Genomic DNA, 24,110 nt, shown 5'->3' with positions numbered 1-24,110 from the left:
GAGCAAGGCGATTGCGCTCGAACCCTTCAACCAGTCCAAGGCGCTGTCGCTCGGTGTCGAGCTCGAATTGCAGCTCGTGAACACCCACGACTACGACCTCGCGCCCTATGCCGAAGACATGCTGCGGTTGATGGCCGAAACGCCGTTGCCGGGCAGCGTCGTGCCCGAAATGACGTCGAGCATGATCGAGATCTCGACCGACATCTGCCACTCGGCGCAGGACGTGATCGACCAGCTGTCGCCGATCCGCGAGGCGCTGATCCGCAATGCGGACAAGCTCAACATCGCGGTGGTCGGCGGCGGCACGCACGCGTTCCAGCAATGGCACGAGCGGCGCATCTACGACAAGCCGCGCTTTCGCGAACTGTCGGAGCTGTACGGCTACCTCTCCAAGCAATTCACCATCTTCGGCCAGCATGTGCACATCGGTTGCCCGAGCGCCGACGCCGCGCTCTTGATGCTGCACCGCATGTCGCGCTACATCCCGCACTTCATCGCGCTGTCGGCGTCTTCGCCCTTCGTGCAGGGACAGGACACGCAGTTCGATTCGGCACGGCTCAATTCGGTGTTCGCGTTCCCGCTGTCGGGCCGCGCGCCATTCACGCTGAGCTGGAAGGAGTTCGAGAACTACTTCGAGCGCATGACCCGCACCGGCGTCGTTCGCAGCATGAAAGATTTCTACTGGGACATTCGCCCCAAGCCCGAGTTCGGCACCATCGAGATCCGCGTGTTCGACACGCCGCTCACGGTGGAACGCGCCGCCGCGCTGGCCGGCTACGTGCAATCGCTTGCGGCCTGGTTCCTGCAGGAAGACCCGTTCGTGCCGACCGAAGACGACTACCTCGTCTACACCTACAACCGTTTCCAGGCCTGCCGCTTCGGGCTCGACGCGGTGTATGTCGACCCGGCCAGCGGCGAGCACATGCCGCTGCGCGACCACATCCTCATGACCATGACGCAGCTCGAGTGGCACAGCGAAGCGCTCGGCGCGACGCAGGTGCTCGGCGAGTTGCGCACCAGCGTGGAAGCCAACCGCAACGACGCGCGCTGGTTGCGCGAAAAGCAGGGCAAGGAGCGCATGCTGGCCGAGGTCGTGCGACAGGCTGCGTTGCGCTTCCGGGGACAAGCCTGATGGCGGCCCTCGGCGAATTCGACCTGATCGCGCGGTACTTCGCGCGGCCGGCCTGGCGCTCGCCGCTCGGCACCGGCGACGATTGCGCGCTGCTGGCGCCGGCCGCCGGCATGCAGCTGGCGGTGTCGACCGACATGCTGGTCGAGGGGCGGCACTTTCTGTCGACGGTGGATCCGGCGCGACTCGGCCACAAGGCGCTGGCGGTCAACCTCAGCGACCTCGCCGCGTGCGGCGCGAAGCCGCTGGCCTTCACGCTGGCACTGTCGCTTCCTGCGGTCGACGAGGGCTGGCTCGCGGGTTTCTCGCGCGGCCTGCTCGCGCTGGCCGATGCGCATGCGTGCGAACTGGTCGGCGGCGACACGACGCGCGGCCCGCTCAACATCTGCATCACGGTGTTCGGCGAAGTGCCGAGCGGCGCCGCGCTGCTGCGTTCGGGCGCGAAGCCGGGCGACGACCTCTGGGTGAGCGGCGCGCTCGGCGACGCGCGACTCGCGCTCGAAGCGTTCCGCGGCACGCTCTCCTTGCCGGCCGATGTGTTCGAGGCGGCGCGCGCCCGCATGGAAACGCCGACGCCGCGCGTGGCGCTCGGCATGGCGCTGCGCGGCATTGCAACCTCGGCGGTCGACGTGAGCGATGGGCTCATCGGCGACCTGAACCACATCCTCGGCGCCAGCCGGGTCGGCGCCCGGCTGGACGCCGATGCGGCTGTCGAACTGATCGCAGCGCGCGCTGGGTCCAATGGCGAGGCGCACCGAATCGGCCTCGACGCGTGGCGCACCTGTGCGCTCTCGGGGGGCGACGACTACGAGCTGGTCTTCACCGCGCCCGAAGCCGCGCGCGACGCCGTGCTGCAGGCCGGCCGCGACAGCGACACCGCCGTCACCCGCATCGGCCGCATCGAGGCGGCGCCGGGTCTGCGCATCGTTAACGCAGGCGGTGCCGACATCGGGCAGCGATTCACGTCGTTCGACCATTTCCAGTGAGCCCCATGTCTTCCTCGCCATCCACCCCTTTCCGTCCGACCTGGCGCTTCATGCTGTCGCACCCGGCGCATTGCATCGCGCTCGGCTTCGGCTCCGGCCTGCCGCGCTTCGCGCCGGGCACCGTCGGCACGCTGTGGGCCTGGGCCGCTTTCGTCGTGATGCAGCGCTGGCTCGCGCCGTCGACGATCGGCTGGGTCATCCTCGTGTCGCTGCCGGTCGGCTGGTGGGCTTGCTCGGTCACGGCCAGGCACATGCGCATCGCCGACCCCGGTGCCATCGTGTGGGACGAAGTGGTCGCGTTCTGGCTCGTGCTGTGGCTGGTGACGCCGGCCGGACTGCTGGCGCAGGCCATCGCCTTCGGCCTGTTCCGCTTCTTCGACGCCGCCAAGTTCGGGCCGGTGAAATGGGCGGACGGCCTGTTCAAGCAGCGCGGCGCGACGGCGCCCGACTGGTGGCGTGCCGGTTTCGGCATCCTCCTGGACGACCTGGTGGCAGCGTTCTGTACGCTGCTGGTCATCGCCGCCTGGCGCGCCTGGTAAGCAACCCTTCATGACCGATCTGCATTCGAATCCGGACCCCTCCGTGCTCGACCTCCTGCGTCTTGCGGCCGATCTGCTCCAGCAAAAGCGCTGGATGCTCGCCACGGCCGAAAGCTGCACCGGCGGGTTGATCGCCGCCGGCTGCACCGAGCTGGCTGGCTCCAGCGTCTGGTTCGAGCGCGGCTTCGTGACCTATTCGAACGAGGCCAAGAGCGAGATGCTCGGCGTCGATGCGGCCGTGATCAGCGCGCACGGTGCGGTCAGCGAAGCCGTGGTCCACGCAATGGCCGAAGGCGCGCTGGCTCGTTCGCACGCTCAGGTGTCGGTGGCCGTCACCGGCGTAGCCGGCCCCTCCGGCGGCAGCGCCGAGAAGCCGGTGGGCACTGTGTGGTTCGGCTGGTCCATCGACGGCCATGTACACGCCGAGCGCCGCCGCTTCCACGGCGATCGCACCGCGGTGCGCGCCGCCACGGTCGCGCACGCGATTCAGACCTTGCTCATGCGGCTGCAGCACGCCTGAAGAATTGCGGCAGCGGCCGACGCGGCGTGGCCGGCACCGACGCGAAGGGATAGCCGATGCGGCACATCATCTGCACCGTTGAATCGTCCACGGTGCGCGGCGCCGGCCGTTCGAGCAGCATGCGATGCACCGCCTCGAAGTGCGGCGCCATTTCGGGGAACTCCTGCAGCGCCTGGCTCATTGGGTGGATGCCCACACCCGCCGCCGTGGCCTGCAGTTGCTGCCGGACATAGGCCCGACCCGTTTCGATCTGGTCATTGCGCCCGTTGCGCGCGGTGCTCAACCAGACGAAGCCCATGGCCGTGTTGCTGTAGTCGTCGAACGTTTGAAGGGCCTGCTTGTAAGCCGCGCTGTCGGCCGTGGGCGGCCGGCTGCGGTCGAACTGACCGAGCACGGAGAAAATGCGTGCCATCCGGCTGGTGATCGAGATGCCGTCGCGGTGCTGCAGGATTTCGTCCGGACCGACACGCATCAGACGAACGCTTTCCATCGCCGTCGCGGGCGTCAGCAGTTCGACGCGCGCCGCGTCCAGGCACAGCTTGCGCAGCGGTTCGACGCGTACGGCGTCCACCGTGCCGCCACTTTGCACACCGCCACCGCGCTGCCCGCCGGCTTCGATGAGCTTCTGGAGTGCCTGCGCGGACACCGGTTGCGTCGTGTCGTAGCGCATCTTCGGCGTGTGGCGCAGCAGCACTTGCGCGAACAGCGGATCGGGTCGGGCACCGGGCGACAGCACGAGGCGCGCAACCGGTTTGCGCGACCATGCGGCGAGCGTGCGTGGCAGCTCGCCTTCGGGCCACAGCTGCACTTCGCTGCGCACGCCCTGTTCGGCCAGCGCCATCACCAGCAACTCGATGAAAGCGCCATGGCCGATCAGGATCTGCCGGCCGAATGGATCAGTCTCGGGCAGCAAGCGCTCGGTATCGCAGTACAGCGTGAGGGTGTCGGGCGTGTCGACATCCAGCAGCCAAGGCTGGCGGTTGTGCGGATTGGGCGCAGTCACTGCATAGGCGATGGCACGCTTGCGCACATCGGTCTCGTGGCCGGGCCCGCGCCAAATCTCGACCGCTGCGGCTGGATATTCGGGCGTGAGAGAGCAGGCCGCCAGCGTGCCGGCTGTGGCGACTGCGACCGCGCCACCCCCGACCAGGCGAACGAAGTTGCGACGTTGGATCATGGGATGCTCCTGGAAATGCTGTGGTGATGACGCGATTGTGGAAACGATAGAGTGTCCCCACAATTGCGTACTTTTCCATAACAGCTATTCATACTTGAATAGGAAATCAACCATGACCACCGCCACTGACTTCGACTGGCACCTGGTGCGCTCCTTCCTCGCCGTACTCGAGCGCGGCAGCTTGCTGGGTGCGGCGCGCACGATGGGGTCCAGCCAGCCGACCGTGGGGCGTCACATCGCCGAACTGGAGGCGCAGCTCGACACCGTGCTGTTCGAGCGCACCGGTCGCGGGCTCCAGCCGACCGCGATGGCGCTCCAGCTGGCCGATGCGGCCCGCGCGATGGAAGCCGCAGCCGGAGCGCTGACGCGCGGCGTGTCGGGTGCCGACGCGATGGCGAGTGGCACGGTGCGCATCAGCGCGAGCCAGCCCGTGGCCGTGCACCTGCTGCCGCCGCTGCTGGCGCAGCTGCGCCAGGCACTGCCCGGCATCCAGATCGAGCTGGTGTCGAGCAACGAGGTCACCAACCTGTTACGGCGCGAGGCCGATATTGCGTTGCGCATGGTGCAACCCGTGCAGTCGTCTCTGGTGATCCGGCGCGTCGGCAAGGTGGCTTTCACGGCCTGCGCGCATCGCGACTATCTGCGTCGCCGCGGCACGCCGCGCCAGACGGCCGACCTGTTGCAGCACGACCTGATCGGCACCGACCGGGACAACACCATCGTGCGCGGATTCGCGGCGATGGGCATGCCGATCGCACGTGAGCAATTCGCGTTCCGCAGCGACGACCTCAACGTGTACTGGCAGGCGGTGCGCGCCGGGCTCGGCATCGGCTTTGTCGCCGAGTACGTGAAGCGCACCGACAGCGAGGTCGAACGGCTGCTTCCGTCGCTGAAGATCCCGCCGCTTCCGGTCTGGCTGGTGGTGCACCGCGAAATTCGCACCAACCGCCGCATCCGCGCCGTCTATGATTTCCTCGCGCGCAGTCTTCCGGATGCGCTTTGAAAATGACGTGTACGAGAGAAATCATGCCGGCTAACGAACAAACAATCCGCCGCTTCTACGACGCCTTCGCCCGGCTCGACGCCGACACCATGGCCGCCTGCTATGCCCGCGATGCAACGTTCGACGACGAGGCGTTCTCGCTGCGCGGCGCCCGGGAGGTCGGCGGCATGTGGAAGATGCTTTGCGCCGGCACGAAGGCCAAAGGCGCCGACGTGTGGAAGCTGACCTACCGCGACGTGGCCGCCGACGGCACCAGCGGCCAGGCGCACTGGGATGCGCACTACCGCTTCAGCGCCACCGGACGCATCGTCGACAACAGCGTCGACTCGCGTTTCACCTTCACGCCGGATGGCTTGATTTCGGTTCAGCAAGACCGCTTCGCCTTCTGGCCGTGGTCACGGCAGGCGCTCGGCGCGCCGGGCCTGCTGCTCGGCTGGACGCCGATGCTGCGCGCCAAGGTCCGCACGACCGCCGCCACCCACCTCGCGGCCTTCCTGGCCCACCAGCCCTGAAAGAATCCTGTCCGTGGCCACCGACATTGTCTTCAACAACAACACGGCGCAGCACCGCTACGAAGCCACGGTCGACGGCCGGCTCGCAGGGTTCGCCGAATACAACCTGCTGACCGACGCGATCATGTTCACGCACACCGAGGTGCTGCCTGAAAACGAAGGCAAGGGTATCGGATCGGCCATCGCCCGGCACGTGCTGGACGATGCGCGGGCACAAAAGCGGCATGTGATCCCGGTGTGCCAGTTCATCGCCGGCTACATTCGCAAGCATCCGGATTACGTCGACCTGGTGCGCGACGACATCCGCCGCGCCTTCAAGATCTGATCAGTCCCTGATTTCGAGGGAGCGGTTGACCTGCAGCGCGACCAGCGTGCAGGCGGCGCCCGACAGCAGGTAGACGCTGAGGTACGCCAACCCGAAGTGGGCGGACAGGCCGAGCGCCACCAGAGGCGCAAAAGCCGCGCCGATGAGCCAGGCGAAGTCGGAGGTCAGCGCGGCGCCGGTGTAGCGGTACTTGGCCTCGAAGTTGGAGGTCACGGCACCCGCCGCCTGGCCGTACGACAGACCGAGCAGCGCAAAGCCCACCAGGATGAAGGCGTCCTCGCCGAACTCACCGGCGGTCAGCAGGGTCGGGGCGAAGCCGCTGAACACCGCGATCGCCACCGCCAGCACGCCCAGCGTCGTACGGCGGCCAAAACGGTCGGCGACCCAGCCCGAAACGATCACCCCCACGATGCAGATCGCCGCGCCGATGATCTGGATCAGCAGCACGTCGCTCACCGGCTGCGACGACTTGAGCGTGATCCACGACAGCGGGAACACCGTGACCAGGTGAAACAGCGCGTAGCTGGCGAGCGAGGCGAAAGCGCCGATGAACAGGTTGCCGCCGCGGGCTTTGAACAGCTCCCGGACCGGCACCGGCTCCAGCTCGTTCTTGTCGAGCAGTGCTTCGTATTCGTTCGTCACCACCAGGCGCAGCCGCGCGAAGAGCGCCACCACGTTGATGGCGAAGGCCACGTAGAACGGATAGCGCCAGCCCCAGTCCAGGAAGTCGCCCGACCAGAGGCTCGCATGCAAGAACATGAACAAGCCGGCGGCGATCATGAAACCGATCGGCGCGCCGAGCTGCGGAATCATGGCGTACCAGCCGCGGCGCTTTTCCGGTGCGCTGAGCGCGAGCAACGAGGGCAACCCGTCCCATGAGCCGCCGAGCGCGATGCCCTGGGCGAAGCGCAGCACCGAGAGCAGCACGATGGCCGCAGGGCCAATGCTGGCGTAGCCCGGCAGAAACGCGATGCACACGGTCGACACGCCCAGCAGAAACAACGCCGCGGTGAGCTTGACGCCGCGGCCCCAGCGCCGCTGGATCGCCATGAAGGCGACGGTGCCGATCGGGCGCGCGATGAATGCGAACGAGAAGATCACGAAGGAATAGAGCGTGCCTTCGAGCCGCGCTTCGAACGGGAAGAACACCGCCGGGAACACCAGCACCGAGGCGATGGCGTAGACGAAGAAGTCGAAATACTCGGAGGCGCGTCCGATGATCACGCCGACGGCGATCTCGCTCGGGGCGATGCCGGAGTGGTCGGCGGTGACGTTGCGGACGTCCTGTTCCATTTGCCGAGGCGACAGTTCGTTGTGGGCTTGGGGGACGCTGGACATCGTGCTCGCTTGTGATTAGGGTGTTGTCACACTGGAACTGGAGGGTCTCATTGCTCGCCCAAAGTCGCCATAGGACAAAACGTCCAATGCCCTCCGGGCGCCGTTGGACGTAGATTCTGCGCGTTCCCGCTCACGCTTTCCACCCTTAGTACGTTTGTACGGCATGCCCTCCCTCAAGACCCTCCGTGGACTGCTCCTGTTGCCCGCCGCCGCCCTGCTGGCCGGCTGCAACATGGTGCTCATGAACCCGTCCGGCGACGTGGCGGTTCAGCAACGCGACCTGATCATCCAGTCCACGGTGCTGATGCTGCTGATCGTCGTCCCGGTGATCGCACTCACCTTCGTGTTCGCCTGGCGCTATCGCAAGGCGAACACCGAGGCCGACTACCGGCCCGATTGGGACCATTCCACGCAACTCGAGCTGGTGATTTGGGCGGCCCCGCTGCTGATCATCATTGCGCTCGGCGCGTTGACCTGGATCAGCACCCACACCCTCGACCCCTACCGGCCGCTCACCCGCATCACGGCCGAGCAGAACGTGGTTCCCGGCACCGAGCCGCTGGTGGTCGAAGTCGTCGCACTCGACTGGAAGTGGCTTTTTATCTATCCCGAGCAGGGCGTCGCGACAGTCAATGAACTGGCCGCCCCGATCAACCGACCGATCATGTTCAAGATCACGGCGTCGTCGGTCATGAACTCGTTCTTCATTCCCGCGCTGGCCGGTCAGATCTATGCGATGCCGGGCATGGAGACCAAGCTGCACGCCGTCATCAACAAGCCCGGCGTGTTCGACGGCTTCTCGGCCAACTACAGCGGCGCGGGCTTTTCCAACATGCGGTTCAAGTTCCACGGCCTGAGCACCGGCGACTTCGACCAGTGGGTCGCCAATGCCAAAAAGGGCGACGGCGGGCAGCTCACGCGCGATGCCTACATGGCGCTCGAAAAGCCCAGCGAACGCAATCCGGTCCAGCGCTACGCCGCCGTGGCGCCCGACCTGTACGACGCCATCCTCAACCGCTGCGTCGACCGCAGCAAGATGTGCATGAAGGAAATGATGGCGATCGACGCAGGCGGTGGACTCGGCAAGCCGGGCGCCTACAACCTGTCCTCGCTCGACCCGGCCCTCACGGGCAAGGCGAGCCGTCCCTATGTCGCTGCCATGTGCAGCGTCAACGATCCGTCCGACGCGCTTTTGGCGCCTGTGGCCCGGCCGAACTGATAACTGGCTCTCGCATTCACGATGTTCGATCACCTCGATCTCACCAAACTCATCTTCGGCCGCCTCACCTGGGAGGCGATCCCGTACCACGAGCCGATCCTGCTCGCCACCTTCATCGCGGTGGGGCTGGGCGGCATCGCGCTGGTCGGCGCACTGACCTATTTCAAGGTTTGGGGCTACCTCTGGCGCGAGTGGTTCACCAGCATCGACCACAAGAAGATCGGGATCATGTACATCATCCTCGGTCTGGTCATGCTGCTGCGCGGCTTCTCCGACGCGATCATGATGCGCGCGCAACAGGCCATGGCCTTCGGCGGCAACGAGGGCTTCCTGCCGCCGCACCACTACGACCAGGTGTTCACGGCGCACGGCGTGATCATGATTTTCTTCGTGGCGATGCCGCTCGTCACCGGACTCATGAACTTCGCCGTGCCGCTGCAGATCGGCGCACGCGACGTGGCCTTCCCGTTTCTGAACAACTTCAGCTTCTGGATGACCACCGCGGGTGCCGGGCTGGTGATGGCGTCGCTGTTCGTCGGCGAATTCGCGCGCACCGGCTGGCTCGCTTACCCGCCGCTCTCGGGCATCGCGTACAGCCCTGACGTGGGGGTCGACTATTACATCTGGTCGTTGCAGATTGCCGGGGTCGGCACGCTGCTTTCGGGCATCAACCTGATCGCCACGATCGTGAAGATGCGCGCACCCGGCATGGGCCTGATGAAGATGCCGATCTTCACCTGGACCTCGCTGTGCACCAACGTGCTGATCGTCGCCGCGTTCCCGGTCCTGACCGCCGTGCTGGGCCTGCTCTCGCTCGACCGCTACGCGGGCACCAACTTCTTCTCGAACGACCTCGGCGGCAACGCCATGATGTACGTCAACCTGATCTGGATCTGGGGTCACCCGGAGGTCTACATCCTGATCCTGCCGCTCTTCGGCGTGTTCTCCGAAGTGGTGTCGACGTTCTCGGGCAAGCGCCTCTTCGGCTATGCCTCGATGGTCTACGCCACCATCGTGATCACGATCCTCTCCTACCTCGTGTGGCTGCACCACTTCTTCACGATGGGCTCGGGTGCCAGCGTCAATTCGTTCTTCGGCATCACGACGATGATCATCTCCATCCCGACCGGGGCGAAGATCTTCAACTGGCTGTTCACGATGTACCGCGGCCGCATCCGCTTTGAAGTGCCAATGCTGTGGACCATGGGCTTCATGGTGACCTTCACCATCGGCGGCATGACAGGCGTGCTGCTGGCCGTGCCGCCGGCCGACTTCGTGCTGCACAACAGCCTGTTCCTGATCGCCCACTTCCACAACGTGATCATCGGCGGCGTGGTGTTCGGCGCGTTTGCCGGCATCAACTACTGGTTCCCGAAGGCGACCGGCATCAAGCTCGATCCGCGCTGGGGCAAGATCTCGTTCTGGCTCTGGCTCTCGGGCTTCTGGTTCGCGTTCATGCCGCTCTACGTGTTGGGTCTGATGGGCGTGACACGCCGCATGAGCAAGTTCGACGACCCGTCGCTGCAGATCTGGTTCGTGATCGCCGCGTTCGGCGCCTTCCTGATCGCGCTCGGCATCCTGGCGATGATCATCCAGTTCGTCGTGACCTACCGCAACCGCGAAGCCCTGCGCGACCGCACCGGCGACCCGTGGGACGGCCGCACGCTCGAGTGGTCGACCTCCTCGCCGCCGCCTGCCTACAACTTCGCGTTCACGCCGCGCATCCATGACGGCGATGCCTGGCACGACATGAAGAAACGCGGCTACCAGCGCCCGCTCAGCGGCTTCATCCCGATCCACATGCCGAAGAACACGGCCGCTGGCATGGTGCTGGCCGGCCTCTCCGCGGTGTTCGGCTTCGCGACGATCTGGCACATGTGGGCGCTCGCGATCCTGTCGTTCGCCGTGCTGATCATCGCGGCCATCGCCCACACCTTCAACTACAAGCGCGACTATCACATCGCGGCCGACGACGTCGCCCGCACGGAAGCCGCGCGCACAACCTTGCTGGCTGCCGGTCATGTCTGAAGTCACTTTCACCTCCGCGCACGGCGTCGTGAACAACGCCGACACGCTGCGCTTCTACGAGACCGAAGAGCACCACCCCGAGAACGGCACGCTGCTGGGGTTCTGGCTCTACTTGATGAGCGACTGCCTCATCTTCGCGTGCCTGTTCGCGGTGTACGCGGTGCTGGGGCGCAGCTACGCGGCCGGCCCGTCGGGTGCCGATCTGTTCGACCTGCCGCTCGTCGCGCTCAACACGTCGATGCTGCTGCTGTCGTCCATCACCTACGGCTTCGCGATGCTGGAGATGCAGAAGGATCGCCTCAAGCCGATGCTGGTGTGGCTCGGCATCACCGGCCTGTTCGGCCTGGCATTCCTCGGCCTTGAACTCTACGAGTTCGCGCACCTCATCCACGAAGGCGCGGGCCCGCAGCGCAGCGCCTTCCTGTCGGCCTTCTTCACGCTGGTCGGCACGCACGGCCTGCACGTCACGTTCGGCATCATCTGGCTCGTCACGCTGATGGTGCAGGTGTCGCGCGGCGGCCTCATTCCCGAGAACAAGCGGCGGCTGATGTGCCTGTCGATGTTCTGGCACTTTCTGGACGTGGTCTGGATCGGCGTCTTCACCTTCGTTTACCTGATGGGTTCACTGCCATGAGCGCACACGACGACCACCACGCGCACGACGACGGCGCACCGCACAGCACCTTCAAGGGCTACATGACAGGCTTCGTCCTGTCGATCGTCCTCACCGCGATTCCGTTCTGGCTCGTGATGGGCAAGGTGTTCGACAAGTCGAGCACCACCGCGCTCGTGGTCCTGGCCTTCGCGGCGATACAGATCGTGGTCCACATGATCTATTTCCTGCACATGAACACCAAGTCGGAGGGCGGCTGGTCGATGCTGGCGTTGGTCTTCACGCTGGTGCTCGTCGTGATCACGCTGAGCGGATCGATCTGGGTGATGTACCACCTGAATCACAACATGATGCCGATGTCCGTTCACGACATGAAGAACATGCCTTGAAGCCCCCGATGCGGCCCGCGTTGGTCGCCTGGGCGGCCGTTGCCGTCCTGGCTTTTGCGGGCTTCATCGCGCTGGGCACTTGGCAGGTCGAGCGCCGGGCCTGGAAACTGGACCTCATCGCCCGCGTCGAAGCCCGCGTCCATGCCGCGCCCTCACCGGCGCCCGGCCCCGACCAATGGGCGGCCGTCACGCCCGCGGCCGACGAGTACCGCCACGTCGCCCTCACCGGCACTTTCCTCCACGACCGCGAGACCTTCGTCCAGGCCGTCACCACGCGCGGCAGCGGCTTTTGGGTGCTGACCCCGTTGCGCCAGGCCGACGGCAGCACCGTGCTCGTCAACCGCGGCTTCGTGCCGCCCGAAGTGCGCGAGCGCGCCGCCCGCTCCGCGACCGAGACGGCGGGCACCACCACCGTCACCGGCCTGCTGCGCCTCACCGAACCGGGCGGCGGCTTCCTGCGCAAGAACGACCCGGCCGCAGACCGCTGGTTTTCGCGCGACGTGGCCGCCATCGCCGACGCGCGTGGCCTGCGCCCGGTCGCGCCGTACTTCGTGGATGGCGACGCCACGCCGGCGGACGCGTGGCCCGTGGGCGGCCTGACCATCGTCGCCTTCCACAACAGCCACCTGGTCTACGCGATCACCTGGTACACGCTCGCGGCGATGGTGGTGGGCGCGGCCTGGCAGGTGCGCCGCGAAAGCCGGCGCCGGCGAAATGCCGAGAATCGAAGCGATGCCCAGCCCGAGTGACGGCGCCGTTCGCGTCGACGACGCCACCGGCTTCAAGAACATGCAGCAGCTGATCCAGCTGCGCTGGTTCGCGGCCGTCGGCCAGTTCTTCACCATCGAGGTCGTGCACTACGGCTTCGGCATCCACCTGCCGATCGACCAGATGCTGGTGGTGCTCGGCTGCCTGGTGGCCTTCAACGGCGCGAGCCTGCTGCGCTGGCACAGCCACCGCGAAGTCACCAACGGCGAGCTGTTCCTGGCGCTGCTGGTCGACATCGGCATGCTGACCGTGCAGCTCTACCTGAGCGGCGGCGCGACGAACCCGTTCGTGTTTCTCTACCTGCTGCAAGTGATCCTCGGCGCGGTGCTGCTCGAGGCGTGGTCGACCTGGACCATCGTCGGCGTGACGACCTGCTGCTTCGCCGGCCTCGCGCTCTTCGGCCGGCCGCTCGAGCTGCCGCTCGACCACGACCGCGGCCTGGCGAGCCCCTACGTGCAGGGCATGCTGGTGTGCTTCGCGCTCAACGCGGCGCTGCTGGTCACCTTCATCACGCGCATCAACCGCAACCTGCGCGAGCGCGATGCACGGCTCGCCGGCCTGCGCCAGCGGGCGGCCGAAGAAGAACACATCGTGCGCATGGGCCTGCTGGCATCGGGTGCGGCGCACGAGCTCGGCACGCCGCTCGCCACGCTGGCCGTGATCCTCGGCGACTGGCGCCGCCTGCCGAATTTCGCGTCCGACGCCGAGCTGCTGCAAGAGGTCGCCGAAATGGAGACGCAGGTGCAGCGCTGCAAGACGATCGTGAGCGGCATCCTGCTGTCGGCCGGCAAGGCGCGTGGCGAATCGTCGGCGCGCACGACGATCTGCACTTTCTTCGACGAGTTGGCCGCCGAGTGGCGCGCGACGCGCAGCACCATGGCGTTCGACTACGACAACCGCTTCGGCCAGGACATGCCGATGGTGTCCGACTCGGCGGTCAAGCAGATGGTGAGCAACGTGCTCGACAACGCGCTCGAAGCCTCGCCCGGGTGGGTGCACCTGGTCGTCTCGCGCGACGGCAAGACACTGAAGCTGGAAGTCAGCGACCGCGGCCGCGGTTTCGCGACGGGTGTGCTCGCCAATTTCGGCAAGCCCTACCAGTCGACCAAGGGGCGACCCGGCGGCGGGCTCGGCTTGTTCCTGGTCGTGAACGTGGCGCGCACGCTCGGCGGCACCGTCACGGCGCAGAACTTGCCTGGCGGCGGCGCACAGGTCACGATCACCCTGCCGCTGGCAGCGATCGCGCTGGCGGGGGAAGATGGCGGCCATGGAAACGACTGACCGCACGCTGCTCATCGTCGAGGACGACGCGGCCTTCGCGCGCACGCTCGGGCGCTCCTTCGAGCGGCGCGACTACACGGTGCTTCAGGCCGCCAGCTTCGACGAGGTAACGGCGGTGCTGCAGACGCAATCGCCGCACTACGCGGTGGTCGACCTGAAGCTGCACGGCGATGCATCGGGCCTGGCCTGCGTGCAGGCGCTGCACGCGCACGATGCGACCATGCTGATCGTGGTGCTCACGGGGTTCGCAAGCATCGCGACCGCGGTCGAGGCCATCAAGCTGGGCGCCTGCCACTACCTGGCCAAGCCGTCGAACACCGACGACATCGAAGCCGCCTTCGGCCGCGCGGGCGGCACCACGGAGGTGGAACTCACGAACCGCGCCACCTCGATCAAGACGCTCGAATGGGAACGCATCCACGAGGTGCTGGCCGAGACCGGCTTCAACATCTCGGAGACCGCGCGGCGCCTCGGCATGCACCGGCGCACGCTGGCGCGCAAGCTGGGCAAGCAGCAGGTCAAGTAGCGATCGTTCAGCGCGGGACAGGGCTCACGCCCCGTGGCACTTCTTGAACTTCTTCCCGCTGCCGCACGGGCACAGATCGTTTCGGCCCGGCTGAGGTTCCTTCCGGATCGTTTCCTGCCGCGGACCCATGCTTTTCCAGAGCTGGCGCAGGTCGTAGACGGCCCAGATGGCGGCGCCGAAATCGTCCAGGCGCTGCTGGCTCACGCTCGGCGGGCCGTCTTCGCTGAACATCGACACCGTCGGTTTGGCGGTGTCGTCCTCGGTCAGCGCGACGATGTTGTCAAGCGCGTCGTTGAGCATGTCGGCCGCTTCCTTGTCGCGCGGCGCGGTCCATTCGTCGGGCCAGTTCTCGACCGCGTACATGAAGCCGAGCGCCCAGACCTGCGCGAACGACGGAATCGCTTCGCCGACCATCTCGGTGCGCTCTTCTTCCGGCAGCGACGCGATCGCGCCGCGCGTGTCGAGCACTTCGGGTTGCCAGGTGCGCTCGTCGTCGAGCGACTGCACGTCGGCATCGAGCCCTTCTTCGATCTCGGCCCAGCGGCGCTTCCAGCGCCAGACGAATTCCATCTGCTGCGCAGGCACGAAGCCTTCGCCCAGCAGCACCGGCCAGTACTCGGCGGGCGGGATCGGGCGGCGCGTGCAGACCAGCGCGGCCATGAAGCCTTCGCAGAATTCCCACTGCGGGACTTCGTCGTCGTGTTCGCGCAGGGTGTCGAGCGCGTTGTCGAGCGCGTCGAAATCATCGGGGCCGAGGGGTTCGGGCGTGCCGGCCGTGGTGGACGGTGGGATGGCTGGGGTGTCGGGCAAGGTCGTCATGGTGGAGGCGGATGAGCCCTCTATGATGCCAGCAGGGCTTCCGGAGACACCTCATTTCGACATCGACAAGCACCCCTTTTCCGGCCCGCTACAGCGCATTCGCGCTTTGCGTGGTCGGCCTCGTCGCGAGTCTGGCGACCGTGCTGCTCTCGCCCGCACTCTGGGCGGCGTGGATCGCGGTGGCGGGGTTCGCGGCGCTGAGCGCCACCGGCGTGCACGACATGCGCCAGGCGCGCCACGCCATCCTGCGCAACTACCCGGTCATCGGCCACCTGCGCTTTTTGCTGGAGTACATCCGGCCGGAGATGCGCCAGTACTTCATCGAGAGCGATTCGGAAGCCGCGCCCTTCTCGCGAGCGCAGCGCTCGCTGGTGTACCAGCGCGCCAAGGGCGAGCCCGACAACCGGCCCTTCGGCACGCAGCTGAATGTGACCATCGCGGGCTACGAATGGATCAACCATTCGATGGTGCCGACGAAGATCGCGAACCACGACTTTCGCATCACCATCGGCGCCAGCTGCGCGCAGCCGTATGACGCCAGCGTGTTCAACATCTCGGCCATGAGCTTCGGCTCGCTGTCGGCCAACGCCATCCTGGCGCTCAACAAGGGCGCGAAAGCGGGCGGCTTCGCGCACGACACCGGCGAGGGGTCGATCTCGCAGCACCACCGCGTGCACGGCGGCGACCTGATCTGGGAGATCGGTTCCGGCTACTTCGGCTGTCGCAACGACGACGGCACGTTCAACGAAGAACGCTTCGTCGCCAACGCGTGCGACCCGCAAGTGAAGATGATCGAGATCAAGCTGAGCCAGGGCGCCAAGCCGGGCCACGGCGGCGTGCTGCCGGGGCCGAAGGTCACGGCCGAGATTTCGGCAGCGCGCGGTGTGCCGATCGGCGTGGACTGCATCTCGCCTTCGTCGCACAGCGCGTTCTCCACGCCCGTCGAGTTGATGCAGTTCGTGGCAAAGCTGCGTGACCTCTCGGGCGGTAAGCCGACCGGCTTCAAGTTCTGCCTCGGTCATCCGTGGGAATGGTTCGCCATCGTCAAGGCGATGCAACAGACCGGCATCACGCCCGACTTCATCGTGGTCGACGGCGCCGAGGGCGGCACCGGCGCGGCGCCGGTCGAGTTCAGCGACCACGTCGGCGCGCCGCTGCAGGAAGGGCTGCTGCTGGTGCACAACACGCTCATCGGCGTCGGCCTGCGCGACCGCATCAAGATCGGATGCGCGGGCAAGGTGATCACCGCCTTCGACCTCGCGCGGATGATGGCGCTCGGTGCCGACTGGTGCAACGCGGCGCGCGGTTTCATGATGGCGCTCGGCTGCATCCAGGCGCAGACCTGTCACACCGGGCACTGCCCGACCGGCGTGACCACGCAAGACCCGCAGCGCCAGCAGGCGCTGGTGGTGCCAGACAAGGCCGACCGCGTGCAGAACTTCCATCGCAGCACCCTGCACGCGCTGCAGGAACTGGTGCAGGCCGCCGGCCTCGACCATCCGCGCCAGATCACCGCGCACCACATCGTGCGGCGCATCTCCGACACCGAGGTCCGCTTGCTCAGCAACCTCGTGATGCAGGTGCAACCCGGCGCGCTGCTCGGCTCGCTCGACAAGCAGCACAACGTGTTCCGCACCTATTGGCCGCTGGCGACCGCGACCAGTTTCCAGCCGGTGCTGACACCGTCGTCGGCGTCACAGGAGCTCGCGCTCGCCGCATGAATCCCCGACGGTCCGGTTCATCTCGCATCCAGATGCGCAAGGGCGCGGCCTCGGCGCCTGCGCCGCTCGACGCGTCGGGCCAGGAGCCCGCGCCCGGCGACTACGCCGCATTCCTGCGCGCGACGCTGCCGCGCCAGCCAAGCAACGTCGTGAGCCACCGCCTCGGCAGCGAACGCGTGTGGCTCAAGAAAGCCGGCGCACGGCACGGCAAGCTGCGCTATCACCTGATGGCGGCCATTGCCGGCCTGCTGCGGCTCGACGTGCTCAAGCCGGTACCGAATCCGGGCGGCGAAGCGGCGATCGCGATCGAGGCCCGGCGCCTGCGCGAGCTGGGCGCAGCCGGCCTGCGCGTGCCGGTGGTGCTTGCGCAGCAACCCGATGGCCTGCTCATCTCGGATCTCGGCGAGAGCGGACGCGCCACCGTCGTCTTGCAGGAGCGGCTCGACCAAGCCGCGGCCGCCGGCCCCGCGGCATTGCTCACGGTCTGGCGCGAAGGGCTCGACGCCATCGCCGTCGTCCATGCGCGCGGCAAGTACCTGAGCCAGGCCTTCGACCGCAACCTGGTGCAGTGCCCCGACGGCGTGATCGGCTACATCGACTTCGAAGACGACCCCGGCGAAACGTTGCCGCTCGCCGAATGCCAGACGCGCGACTGGCTCAGCTACCTGCACTCCACCGCGATGCTCGTGCGCGCCGCGTCGCCGCAGGCGGCCGAAGAACACTGGCACGCCGTGCTGGCGTCGGCGACGCCCGAAGTCCACGACCGCCTCACGACGGCCGCGCGCCGCATGCGCTGGTTGCGGCATTTGCCTTCAGGGCGAAGGTGGGGAAGGGACACGCAGCGGGTGCGTGCGGTGGCGCGGCTGCTGGCGCGCTGGCACGCGGGGTGAATCAGACCGCCTGTGAAGACCAGACAGGCTGTGCCGCCACACCCAACCCCGCCAACCGCTTCCTCATCGTCAGCACCGCCCGGTCCTTGCTGAGCAACGGCGCACGGTGCGCCACGGCCAGGTCGATGAAGCATTGGTCGTCCGCATCGCTGCAGGTGACGGGCGCTTTCGGCGCGGCGTCGACGATGCGCGTGTGCCGGTCGAAAGCCGCGAGCACGTCGGCTGCGGCACGTCCGTAGAAGGCCAGCCGCGGCGCGATCTGCGGATACCCCAGCACGCGTTCGAGCTCGACGCGCATCGGCGGCGTCGCGAGCCACTCGACCGCGCCGGCTTCGAGCGCTGCACGCAGCGGCTTCGCGGCGGCATCGTCGAAAACGAACAGGTCCAGAACGATGTTGGTGTCGATGACCAGCGCGGTCACGGGGCGGTGGCGGCCGGCTTCGCGCGCGCCGACCCGGCCACCATGTCGAACTTGAAGAGCCGGCACTCGATCGGGCCGTTCCACATCGGCACGCGGCGCGATTCCTTCAGGCGCATGCGCTTGGGCAGCTGGAGGTCGGGCGTGAGCACCCAGGCGGTCCAGCCCGCGTAGTTGCGCTTCCAGTGCGTGGCGAGCTGCGGAAAGAAATCGCCGCTGGCATCGCCGCCCTGGACGTCGGCCGCCTCGCGGGCACCGAAGCGGCCCGCGCTGTCGGGGCCGGCCACGCCGCCGACCTCGATGCGCTCGCCGTACGGTGGATTGAGCACGATCACGCCGGCCCCGGCGGGCGGCATGCGCTGCAAGGCGTCGCCGCCGCGGAACTCGATCTGCGCGGCGACACCGGCGCGCTCGGCGTTGCGCTCGGCGAAGTCGACCATTCGGTGCGACACGTCGGAGCCAAAGATGAGCACGGGCGCCCCGTCGACCTCGTCGGCCGGCGCTGCGTTGGACTTGATCGCCTCCCACACGTGCGACTGGAACGGCAGCAGCTTCTCGAAGCCGAAGCGCCGCAGCCAGCCGGCCGGAATGCGGGCCGCGATCTGCGCGGCCTCGATCGCAATCGTGCCGCTGCCGCAACACGGGTCGTACAGCGGCTGGGGGGCGACCTCGCCGGTCTCGGGGTTCCACCAGCCGCTGGCGGCGAGCATCGCGGCAGCCAGCGTTTCCTTCAGCGGCGCATCGCCCTTGTCCTGCCGCCAGCCGCGCTTGAACAGCGGCTCGCCGCTGGTGTCGATGTAGAGCGTGCAGGTGTCGGTGGTCAGGTGCGCGAACACGCGGCAATCGGGCCACTGCGTCTCGATGCTCGGCCGCACGCCGTTCGCCTTGGCGCGAAAGCGGTCGGCGATCGCGTCCTTGATGCGCAGCGTGGCGAAGTTCAGGCTCTGCAGCGGACTGTGCTGGGCGGTCGTCTCGATCTTGAAAGTCTGCTGCGGCGTGAACCAGATCTCCCAGGCCACGCCGCTTGCGATGGCGTAGAGGTCGTTCTCGCTGCGGTACGGCGCCTGGGCCAGCTCGATGAGCACGCGCTGCGCGAGGCGGCTGTGCAGGTTGAGCTTGAGCGCGTCGCGCCATTCGGCAAGCACCCGGACGCCGCCCCGCAGCGTGAGCAGGTCTTGCCCGACGCGGCCAGTCAGCGCATGGACTTCCTGCGCCAGGAATTCCTCGACGCCGGCGGCGCAAGGCAAAAATAGGGAGAGATCGTTCACCCCTCGATTGTCGCGGCTACAGCGCCTTGCGCAGATTGGCCGGCGCGATGCGCAGCGCCTCGCGGTATTTGGCGACCGTGCGACGTGCGCACTCGATGCCCTGCTCTTTCAGCATCTCCGACACCTGACTGTCCGACAACGGCTTCTTGATGTCTTCGGCCGTGACGAACTGCTTGATGAGCGCCCGCACGGCCGTGCTCGACGCGTTGCCGCCGGTCTCGGTGCCGAGCGCCGAACCGAAGAAATATTTGAGCTCCACCGTGCCGTAAGGCGTCGCCATGTACTTGGCGGTCGTCACGCGGCTGATGGTCGACTCGTGCAGCCCCAGCTCGTCGGCGATCTCGCGCAGCACCAGCGGGCGCATGGCGAGTTCGCCGTGCACGAAGAAGCTTTTCTGACGCTCGACGATGGCGTTGGACACGCGAAGAATGGTGTCGAAGCGCTGCTGGATGTTCTTGATGAACCAGCGCGCTTCCTGCAGCCGCTGCGACAGCGCCTGGCTGCCCTCGCCCTTGTGCGCCTTGAGCGCGCCGGCGTAGATGTCGTGCACGCGCAGCCGCGGCATCACGTCGGGGTTGAGCATCACGCGGAACTTGAGCGTGGCGCCGCGGCCGGTGCGCGTGACGATCACGTCGGGCACCACGATGTTGCGTTCGACATCGACGAAGCGACGACCCGGCTTGGGCTCGAGCCGCGCGATCATCTGCAATGCGCTGCGCACCTCTTCCTCGTTGCTGCGGGTGAGCGTGGCGAGGCGTTTGAAGTCGCGGCGCGCGAGCAGCTCCATTGGCTGCTTGCAGATCAGGAGGGCGGTCTTGCGGACCTGCCGGGCATTTTCGCTTTCGCGGGCCGCGTTCGCAGGTGCCAGCGCGCGAAGCTGGATCGCCAGGCACTCGCCGAGGTCGCGTGCGCCGACCCCGACCGGCTCCAGGCTTTGCAGCAGGCCGAGCGCGACCTGGAAATGATGAACCAGATCGTCGAACTGGTCGTTGTCGTCGCCCGCGAGCCCCGAGGCCAGCGCCGGCAGCGAGTCTTCGAGGTAGCCGTCGTCGTTCAGCGATTCGATCAGGAAGCGCAGCGCGGCCTGGTCGTTGGCATTGAGCCGCAGGCTCAGCGCCTGGCGGTGCAGGAACGATTGCAGCGATTCCTGGCTGCGGGCCAACTCGGTGGCGTCGATGCGCTCGCTGCCGTCGTTGGGGCCGAGGTTGTTGCCGCTGGCCTGCGCGTCGCCGCCCCATTCGCCGTCGTCGGGCGTCAGCTCGACGGTGCCGTCGCCTTCCCAGTCGGGCTCGCGGTCGGCCACATCGGCGACCGGCGACTCGGTCTCGCTGCTGGCGGAAGAAGGCGTGTCGTCGGACGACGTGCTGGCGGTGCTCCCGGAAAAATCGGCGTCGCGGTCGTCTTCGCGAGGCGCCGGCGTGTCGGACGTGTCGAGCCCGAACTCCTCGCGCGCCGCTTCTTCGGCAGTGCGTTCGAGAAAAGGGTTGTCGTCAAGCATCTGCTCGACTTCCTGGCTCAGCTCGAGCGTGGAAAGCTGCAGCAGCCGGATCGACTGTTGAAGTTGGGGCGTGAGCGCCAAGTGCTGCGAAACGCGCAGCGACAGGCCTTGCTTCATGCGCCCCGCTACATCCGGAAGTGTTCGCCCAGGTACACGCGTCGTACCTCGGCGTTGTCGACGATCTCCGAAGGCGTGCCTTGTGCCAGCACTTGCCCGTCGCTGATGATGAAAGCGTGATCGCAGATGCCGAGCGTTTCGCGCACGTTGTGGTCGGTGATGAGCACGCCAATGCCGCGCTCTTTCAGAAAACTGATGATCCGCTGGATCTCGATCACGGCGATCGGGTCGATGCCGGCGAACGGTTCGTCGAGCAGGATGAAGCGCGGCTGCGTGGCGAGCGCGCGAGCGATTTCGACGCGGCGACGTTCTCCGCCCGACAGCGCGAGCGCCGGCGAATCGCGCAGATGGTCGACGCGCAGGTCGGTCAGCAATTCGGTCAGGCGCTCTTCCATGCGCGCCTTGGAGAGCGGCACGAACCGGCCGCTGCCGTCGTCCTCGCGCTGCAGCTCGAGCACGGCACGCACGTTTTCCTCCACATTGAGCTTGCGGAAGATCGAGGCTTCCTGCGGCAGGTACGAGAGCCCCATGCGCGCGCGCTTGTGGATCGGCATGTGCGCAATCGGCTCGCCGTCGATCGTGATCTCGCCGGCATCGGCGCGGACCAGGCCGACGATCATGTAGAACGAGGTCGTCTTGCCGGCGCCGTTCGGGCCGAGCAATCCGACGACTTCGCCCTTCTGGACTTCAAGCGATACGTCTTTCACCACCGTGCGGCTGCCGTAGGTCTTTTGCAGACCGCGCGCTTCGAGGCGGCTGCCCTGGCTGCCGACGTCTGCAGTGCCCGCGGTTTCGATCACTTGCGCGCGTCTCCGCCGTTCAGCGTGGTGCTCGGACGCAAGCCGGCGCCGGGTGCCGGCGAAGCGGCCGGTGCCGGTGCGCCCTTGCCGCCCGCAGCCGCCCCGGAAACCGGCTGGCGCGGCGTCAGCACGGCCCTGACACGGCCGCCCGGCGTGCCGGCTGCCACGCTGGCGTCCGGCGGCAAGGCCGAGCCGTTCACCGTGAAGGTGTCGTTGCTCTGGTCGTAGACGATCAGCGCGCCGGTGGTTTCGTCGTTGGGCTTGGCGCCGATCAGGCGGCGCATCACGGCGCGACCGATGAACTTGACGTTGTCGGCGCGGCTGTCGTATTCGATGCGGTCGGCCTCGCCCTCGGTCCACTCGTCACCGGGCGCGTCGCGCTTCTGCTTGTAGTAGGCCTGCTTGCCCGGCTCGGGCGTGACCACGCCGTACTGGTAGCCCTCCGGGTCCTGGCGCACGTCGATGCGAGCGCCGCGGATGACGATCGTGCCCTTGGTCACGAGCACCTTGCCGGTGAACACGCTCGTCTGCTTGAGGTCGTCGTAACGCAACGCGTCCGACTCGATGTTCATTGGCTTGAGGCGGTCGGCCTTTTCGGCGTGGGCCGGCAGGGCCGCCGCCAGCGCGAGGGCGCAGGCAGCGGCGGCGGTCAGGAAGCGGGGGAAGGAGATAGAGCGCAGGTTCATAGAGGCACGAAACTTGCTGCTGATTGTAGACGCCCAACTGACGCGTCCTCGACGAAAAAGCCCGCCCAGGCAGTCGAAAGGTTCAACCCTTGCGCGCCTCGATGATCAGGAAATTCGTGGTCTGCAGCGACTTCGTCATGTTGCCAGCCAGTTCGCCGTCGACATAGAAACGCCCCGCCACACCCAACGCTGGCACGCCGCTCACCTTGTAGGCCTCGGTGAGCTGCGATGCGCGCTTGGCCTTGCTCGCCACGCCGAACGAATTGAACGCTTCGGTGAACTTGGTTTTGTCGAGGCCGTTCTTTTCGGCCCACGCGATGATGGCGGCGTCGCCGTTCACGTTCTGGCGCTGCTTGTGGATCGCGTCAAACACCTTGGGCTGGTATTCGTCGAGCTTGCCCATCGCCTCGAGTGCGTAGAAAAGGCGCTGCTTGGCTTCGACGTCGTTGCCCACGAAAGGCACCGGCACGCGGCGAAACACCACATCTTTCGGCAGCGTCTTGACCCACGCTTCGAGTTCGGGCTCGAAGGAATTGCAATGCGGGCAGTTGTACGAGAAGAACTCGACCACCTCGATCTTGCCGGCCGGTGCGTCGCTGGGCGCGCGCTTGTCGAGCACCAGGTACTCGGTACCGGCCTTGGGCATGCGCGCCTGGGCATGCGACAGATTGGCAATGGCCATCAGGCCCAGCGAAGTAGCGGCCAACGAAAAATCACGACGTTTCATGTGGAAGGTTCTCCTGTGGGCAGACAGAGCCCGTTGCACCGCGCGGAGTTCCCACCCGCAGCCGGTAAAGAAAAGTCAAGCGCCGTTCAGCGCTGCACGCGGACGAGCGCGGATTCGAGACCGCCGCCGTCGAGCCGCTCCTTGAGGCGGTCAGCGTCGTCCTTCTTGTTGAAGGGACCGGCGCGCACGCGGTAGACGGTGCGACCGGCCTGCTCGCGCTCAGTGACCTTGGCTTCCACGCCCATCAGCGAGAGCTTGGCGCGCTGCGCTTCGGCGTCGTCGGTGGAGCGGAAAGCGCCGGCCTGCACGAAGTACATGAAGGGGTCGGCGCCGGCGGCGGCATTGGGCTGCGCGGTCTGTGCGGCCGAGGCCTGGACCGAGCCGCCCCCGGTGCCGGCACGTGAACGCGCCAGGTCGCCGAGCGGATCGCTCGAGGCTTCGACCGGCGCCGCCGGCTTGGGCCGGGTCGGCGCGACCACCACCGGCACCGGGCCGGACGGCGTGGTCGGCGCGTTCAGCGGCCCGACGGTCGCGGGCTGCACGGCCACGGGTGAGACGGTGGTCGGCGGCTTGGCGGCGCCGGCCTTGCCGGCCAGTGGGCCGTTCGGGTCCCAGTCGCGGTTCTTGCGGGCTTCGGCCTCGTCCTGCTCGACGCCGCCACGCTGCGTCTTGTTCATGAACGGGATCGGCACCTTGGTCACGTAGACCGCGATGCCCAGCGCCACGCCGAGACCGAGCACCAGGCCGACGATCAGCCCGATGACGATGTTGCCGCGCTGCCGGCCGAGGTTCATGCTTGTCTTCTTCATGGTG

Annotated in this window: 26 protein-coding genes; 16 read left to right on the top strand and 10 right to left on the bottom strand. The window is 67.1% G+C overall.

Annotated elements, in window-relative coordinates; translation table 11 throughout:
• Positions 1-10: 10 nt before the first annotated feature.
• Genes AX767_RS12395 through AX767_RS12380 form a run of 4 tightly spaced genes read left to right on the top strand, consistent with a single transcriptional unit; the run spans position 11 to position 3,174 of the window.
• Complete coding sequence (locus AX767_RS12395) at positions 11-1,132, top strand: YbdK family carboxylate-amine ligase (RefSeq protein WP_068633648.1); 1,122 nt, start codon at positions 11-13, stop codon at positions 1,130-1,132.
• On the top strand, positions 1,132-2,115 hold the full coding sequence (thiL, locus tag AX767_RS12390; protein ID WP_068631625.1) for a thiamine-phosphate kinase: 984 nt from the start codon (positions 1,132-1,134) through the stop codon (positions 2,113-2,115). The genes AX767_RS12395 and thiL overlap by 1 nt, the downstream gene beginning before the upstream one ends.
• 5 nt (positions 2,116-2,120) lie before the next feature.
• Positions 2,121-2,654, top strand: a complete 534-nt coding sequence (locus AX767_RS12385; protein ID WP_068631624.1) for a phosphatidylglycerophosphatase A family protein — start codon at positions 2,121-2,123, stop codon at positions 2,652-2,654.
• 10 nt (positions 2,655-2,664) lie between these two features.
• Positions 2,665-3,174 (top strand): CinA family protein, encoded by a 510-nt coding sequence (locus AX767_RS12380; protein WP_068631623.1) that lies wholly within the window; start codon positions 2,665-2,667, stop codon positions 3,172-3,174.
• Here the strand turns inward: AX767_RS12380 and AX767_RS12375 are convergent.
• A complete protein-coding gene (locus AX767_RS12375; RefSeq protein ID WP_068631622.1) occupies positions 3,152-4,351 on the bottom strand; it encodes an Acg family FMN-binding oxidoreductase in 1,200 nt (399 codons plus the stop codon). The genes AX767_RS12380 and AX767_RS12375 overlap by 23 nt on opposite strands.
• Positions 4,352-4,463: 112 nt before the next feature.
• Between AX767_RS12375 and AX767_RS12370 the strand changes: the two genes are divergently transcribed.
• Genes AX767_RS12370 through AX767_RS12360 form a run of 3 tightly spaced genes read left to right on the top strand, consistent with a single transcriptional unit; the run spans position 4,464 to position 6,191 of the window.
• Positions 4,464-5,354, top strand: coding sequence for a LysR family transcriptional regulator (locus AX767_RS12370; protein WP_068631621.1), 891 nt, complete (start codon positions 4,464-4,466; stop codon positions 5,352-5,354).
• A 23-nt stretch (positions 5,355-5,377) separates the two neighbouring features.
• Entirely contained in the window at positions 5,378-5,866 is a 489-nt protein-coding gene (locus AX767_RS12365; RefSeq protein WP_068631620.1) for a nuclear transport factor 2 family protein, read from the top strand.
• 13 nt (positions 5,867-5,879) lie between these two features.
• Positions 5,880-6,191: a GNAT family N-acetyltransferase gene (locus AX767_RS12360; RefSeq protein WP_068631619.1), complete on the top strand. Its 312-nt coding sequence runs from the start codon at positions 5,880-5,882 to the stop codon at positions 6,189-6,191.
• Here the strand turns inward: AX767_RS12360 and AX767_RS12355 are convergent, their stop codons facing one another.
• Entirely contained in the window at positions 6,192-7,484 is a 1,293-nt protein-coding gene (locus tag AX767_RS12355) for an MFS transporter (protein ID WP_068631618.1), read from the bottom strand.
• Positions 7,485-7,692: 208 nt separating this feature from the next.
• Here AX767_RS12355 and cyoA point away from each other — a divergent pair, with 208 nt between their 5' ends.
• Genes cyoA through AX767_RS12320 form a run of 7 tightly spaced genes read left to right on the top strand, consistent with a single transcriptional unit; the run spans position 7,693 to position 14,353 of the window.
• Entirely contained in the window at positions 7,693-8,748 is a 1,056-nt protein-coding gene (gene cyoA / locus AX767_RS12350) for a ubiquinol oxidase subunit II (RefSeq protein ID WP_068633646.1), read from the top strand.
• A 21-nt stretch (positions 8,749-8,769) separates the two neighbouring features.
• On the top strand, positions 8,770-10,776 hold the full coding sequence (gene cyoB, locus AX767_RS12345) for a cytochrome o ubiquinol oxidase subunit I (RefSeq protein WP_068631617.1): 2,007 nt from the start codon (positions 8,770-8,772) through the stop codon (positions 10,774-10,776).
• Positions 10,769-11,410, top strand: a complete 642-nt coding sequence (gene cyoC / locus AX767_RS12340) for a cytochrome o ubiquinol oxidase subunit III (protein ID WP_068631616.1) — start codon at positions 10,769-10,771, stop codon at positions 11,408-11,410. The genes cyoB and cyoC overlap by 8 nt, the downstream gene beginning before the upstream one ends.
• On the top strand, positions 11,407-11,778 hold the full coding sequence (gene cyoD, locus AX767_RS12335) for a cytochrome o ubiquinol oxidase subunit IV (RefSeq protein ID WP_068631615.1): 372 nt from the start codon (positions 11,407-11,409) through the stop codon (positions 11,776-11,778). Before cyoC ends, cyoD begins: the two co-directional genes overlap by 4 nt.
• Before the next feature lie 8 nt (positions 11,779-11,786).
• Entirely contained in the window at positions 11,787-12,527 is a 741-nt protein-coding gene (locus tag AX767_RS12330; RefSeq protein ID WP_068631614.1) for an SURF1 family protein, read from the top strand.
• The gene (locus AX767_RS12325) at positions 12,511-13,827 is read left to right on the top strand and encodes an ATP-binding protein (protein ID WP_237288435.1); all 1,317 of its coding nucleotides are present in this window, start codon (positions 12,511-12,513) and stop codon (positions 13,825-13,827) included. The genes AX767_RS12330 and AX767_RS12325 overlap by 17 nt, the downstream gene beginning before the upstream one ends.
• Entirely contained in the window at positions 13,814-14,353 is a 540-nt protein-coding gene (locus AX767_RS12320; protein ID WP_210392473.1) for a response regulator transcription factor, read from the top strand. The genes AX767_RS12325 and AX767_RS12320 overlap by 14 nt, the downstream gene beginning before the upstream one ends.
• Before the next feature lie 24 nt (positions 14,354-14,377).
• On the opposite strand, the gene AX767_RS12315 is transcribed toward AX767_RS12320, so the two are convergent.
• A complete protein-coding gene (locus AX767_RS12315) occupies positions 14,378-15,172 on the bottom strand; it encodes a YecA/YgfB family protein (protein ID WP_068631611.1) in 795 nt (264 codons plus the stop codon).
• A gap of 110 nt (positions 15,173-15,282) precedes the next feature.
• On the opposite strand from AX767_RS12315, the gene AX767_RS12310 reads away from it, so the two are divergent.
• Together AX767_RS12310 and AX767_RS12305 are read left to right on the top strand one after the other, a co-directional pair.
• On the top strand, positions 15,283-16,893 hold the full coding sequence (locus AX767_RS12310) for an FMN-binding glutamate synthase family protein (protein WP_237288433.1): 1,611 nt from the start codon (positions 15,283-15,285) through the stop codon (positions 16,891-16,893).
• Positions 16,890-17,783 (top strand): hypothetical protein, encoded by an 894-nt coding sequence (locus AX767_RS12305; protein WP_082755002.1) that lies wholly within the window; start codon positions 16,890-16,892, stop codon positions 17,781-17,783. The genes AX767_RS12310 and AX767_RS12305 overlap by 4 nt, the downstream gene beginning before the upstream one ends.
• Position 17,784: 1 nt before the next feature.
• Here the strand turns inward: AX767_RS12305 and AX767_RS21685 are convergent, their stop codons facing one another.
• From AX767_RS21685 to AX767_RS12270, 7 genes are all read right to left on the bottom strand, one after another.
• On the bottom strand, positions 17,785-18,204 hold the full coding sequence (locus tag AX767_RS21685; protein WP_068631608.1) for a putative toxin-antitoxin system toxin component, PIN family: 420 nt from the start codon (positions 18,202-18,204) through the stop codon (positions 17,785-17,787).
• Complete coding sequence (locus AX767_RS12295; protein ID WP_068631607.1) at positions 18,201-19,469, bottom strand: THUMP domain-containing class I SAM-dependent RNA methyltransferase; 1,269 nt, start codon at positions 19,467-19,469, stop codon at positions 18,201-18,203. Before AX767_RS12295 ends, AX767_RS21685 begins: the two co-directional genes overlap by 4 nt.
• 16 nt (positions 19,470-19,485) lie before the next feature.
• Entirely contained in the window at positions 19,486-21,084 is a 1,599-nt protein-coding gene (locus AX767_RS12290) for an RNA polymerase factor sigma-54 (protein ID WP_068631606.1), read from the bottom strand.
• Positions 21,085-21,092: 8 nt separating this feature from the next.
• Entirely contained in the window at positions 21,093-21,884 is a 792-nt protein-coding gene (gene lptB / locus AX767_RS12285; protein ID WP_068631605.1) for an LPS export ABC transporter ATP-binding protein, read from the bottom strand.
• Positions 21,881-22,570, bottom strand: a complete 690-nt coding sequence (gene lptA / locus AX767_RS12280; RefSeq protein ID WP_068631604.1) for a lipopolysaccharide transport periplasmic protein LptA — start codon at positions 22,568-22,570, stop codon at positions 21,881-21,883. Before lptA ends, lptB begins: the two co-directional genes overlap by 4 nt.
• Positions 22,571-22,652: 82 nt before the next feature.
• Positions 22,653-23,297, bottom strand: a complete 645-nt coding sequence (locus AX767_RS12275) for a thiol:disulfide interchange protein DsbA/DsbL (protein WP_068631603.1) — start codon at positions 23,295-23,297, stop codon at positions 22,653-22,655.
• Between the two features lie 86 nt (positions 23,298-23,383).
• Entirely contained in the window at positions 23,384-24,106 is a 723-nt protein-coding gene (locus tag AX767_RS12270) for an SPOR domain-containing protein (protein ID WP_068633644.1), read from the bottom strand.
• Between the last annotated feature and the right edge of the window lie 4 nt (positions 24,107-24,110).

Origin of the sequence: Variovorax sp. PAMC 28711 (assembly GCF_001577265.1) — a bacterium.
GTDB lineage: Bacteria > Pseudomonadota > Gammaproteobacteria > Burkholderiales > Burkholderiaceae_C > Variovorax.
The sequence above is the reverse complement of the archived record's forward strand: the minus strand, read 5'-3'. Positions and strand labels throughout refer to the sequence as shown.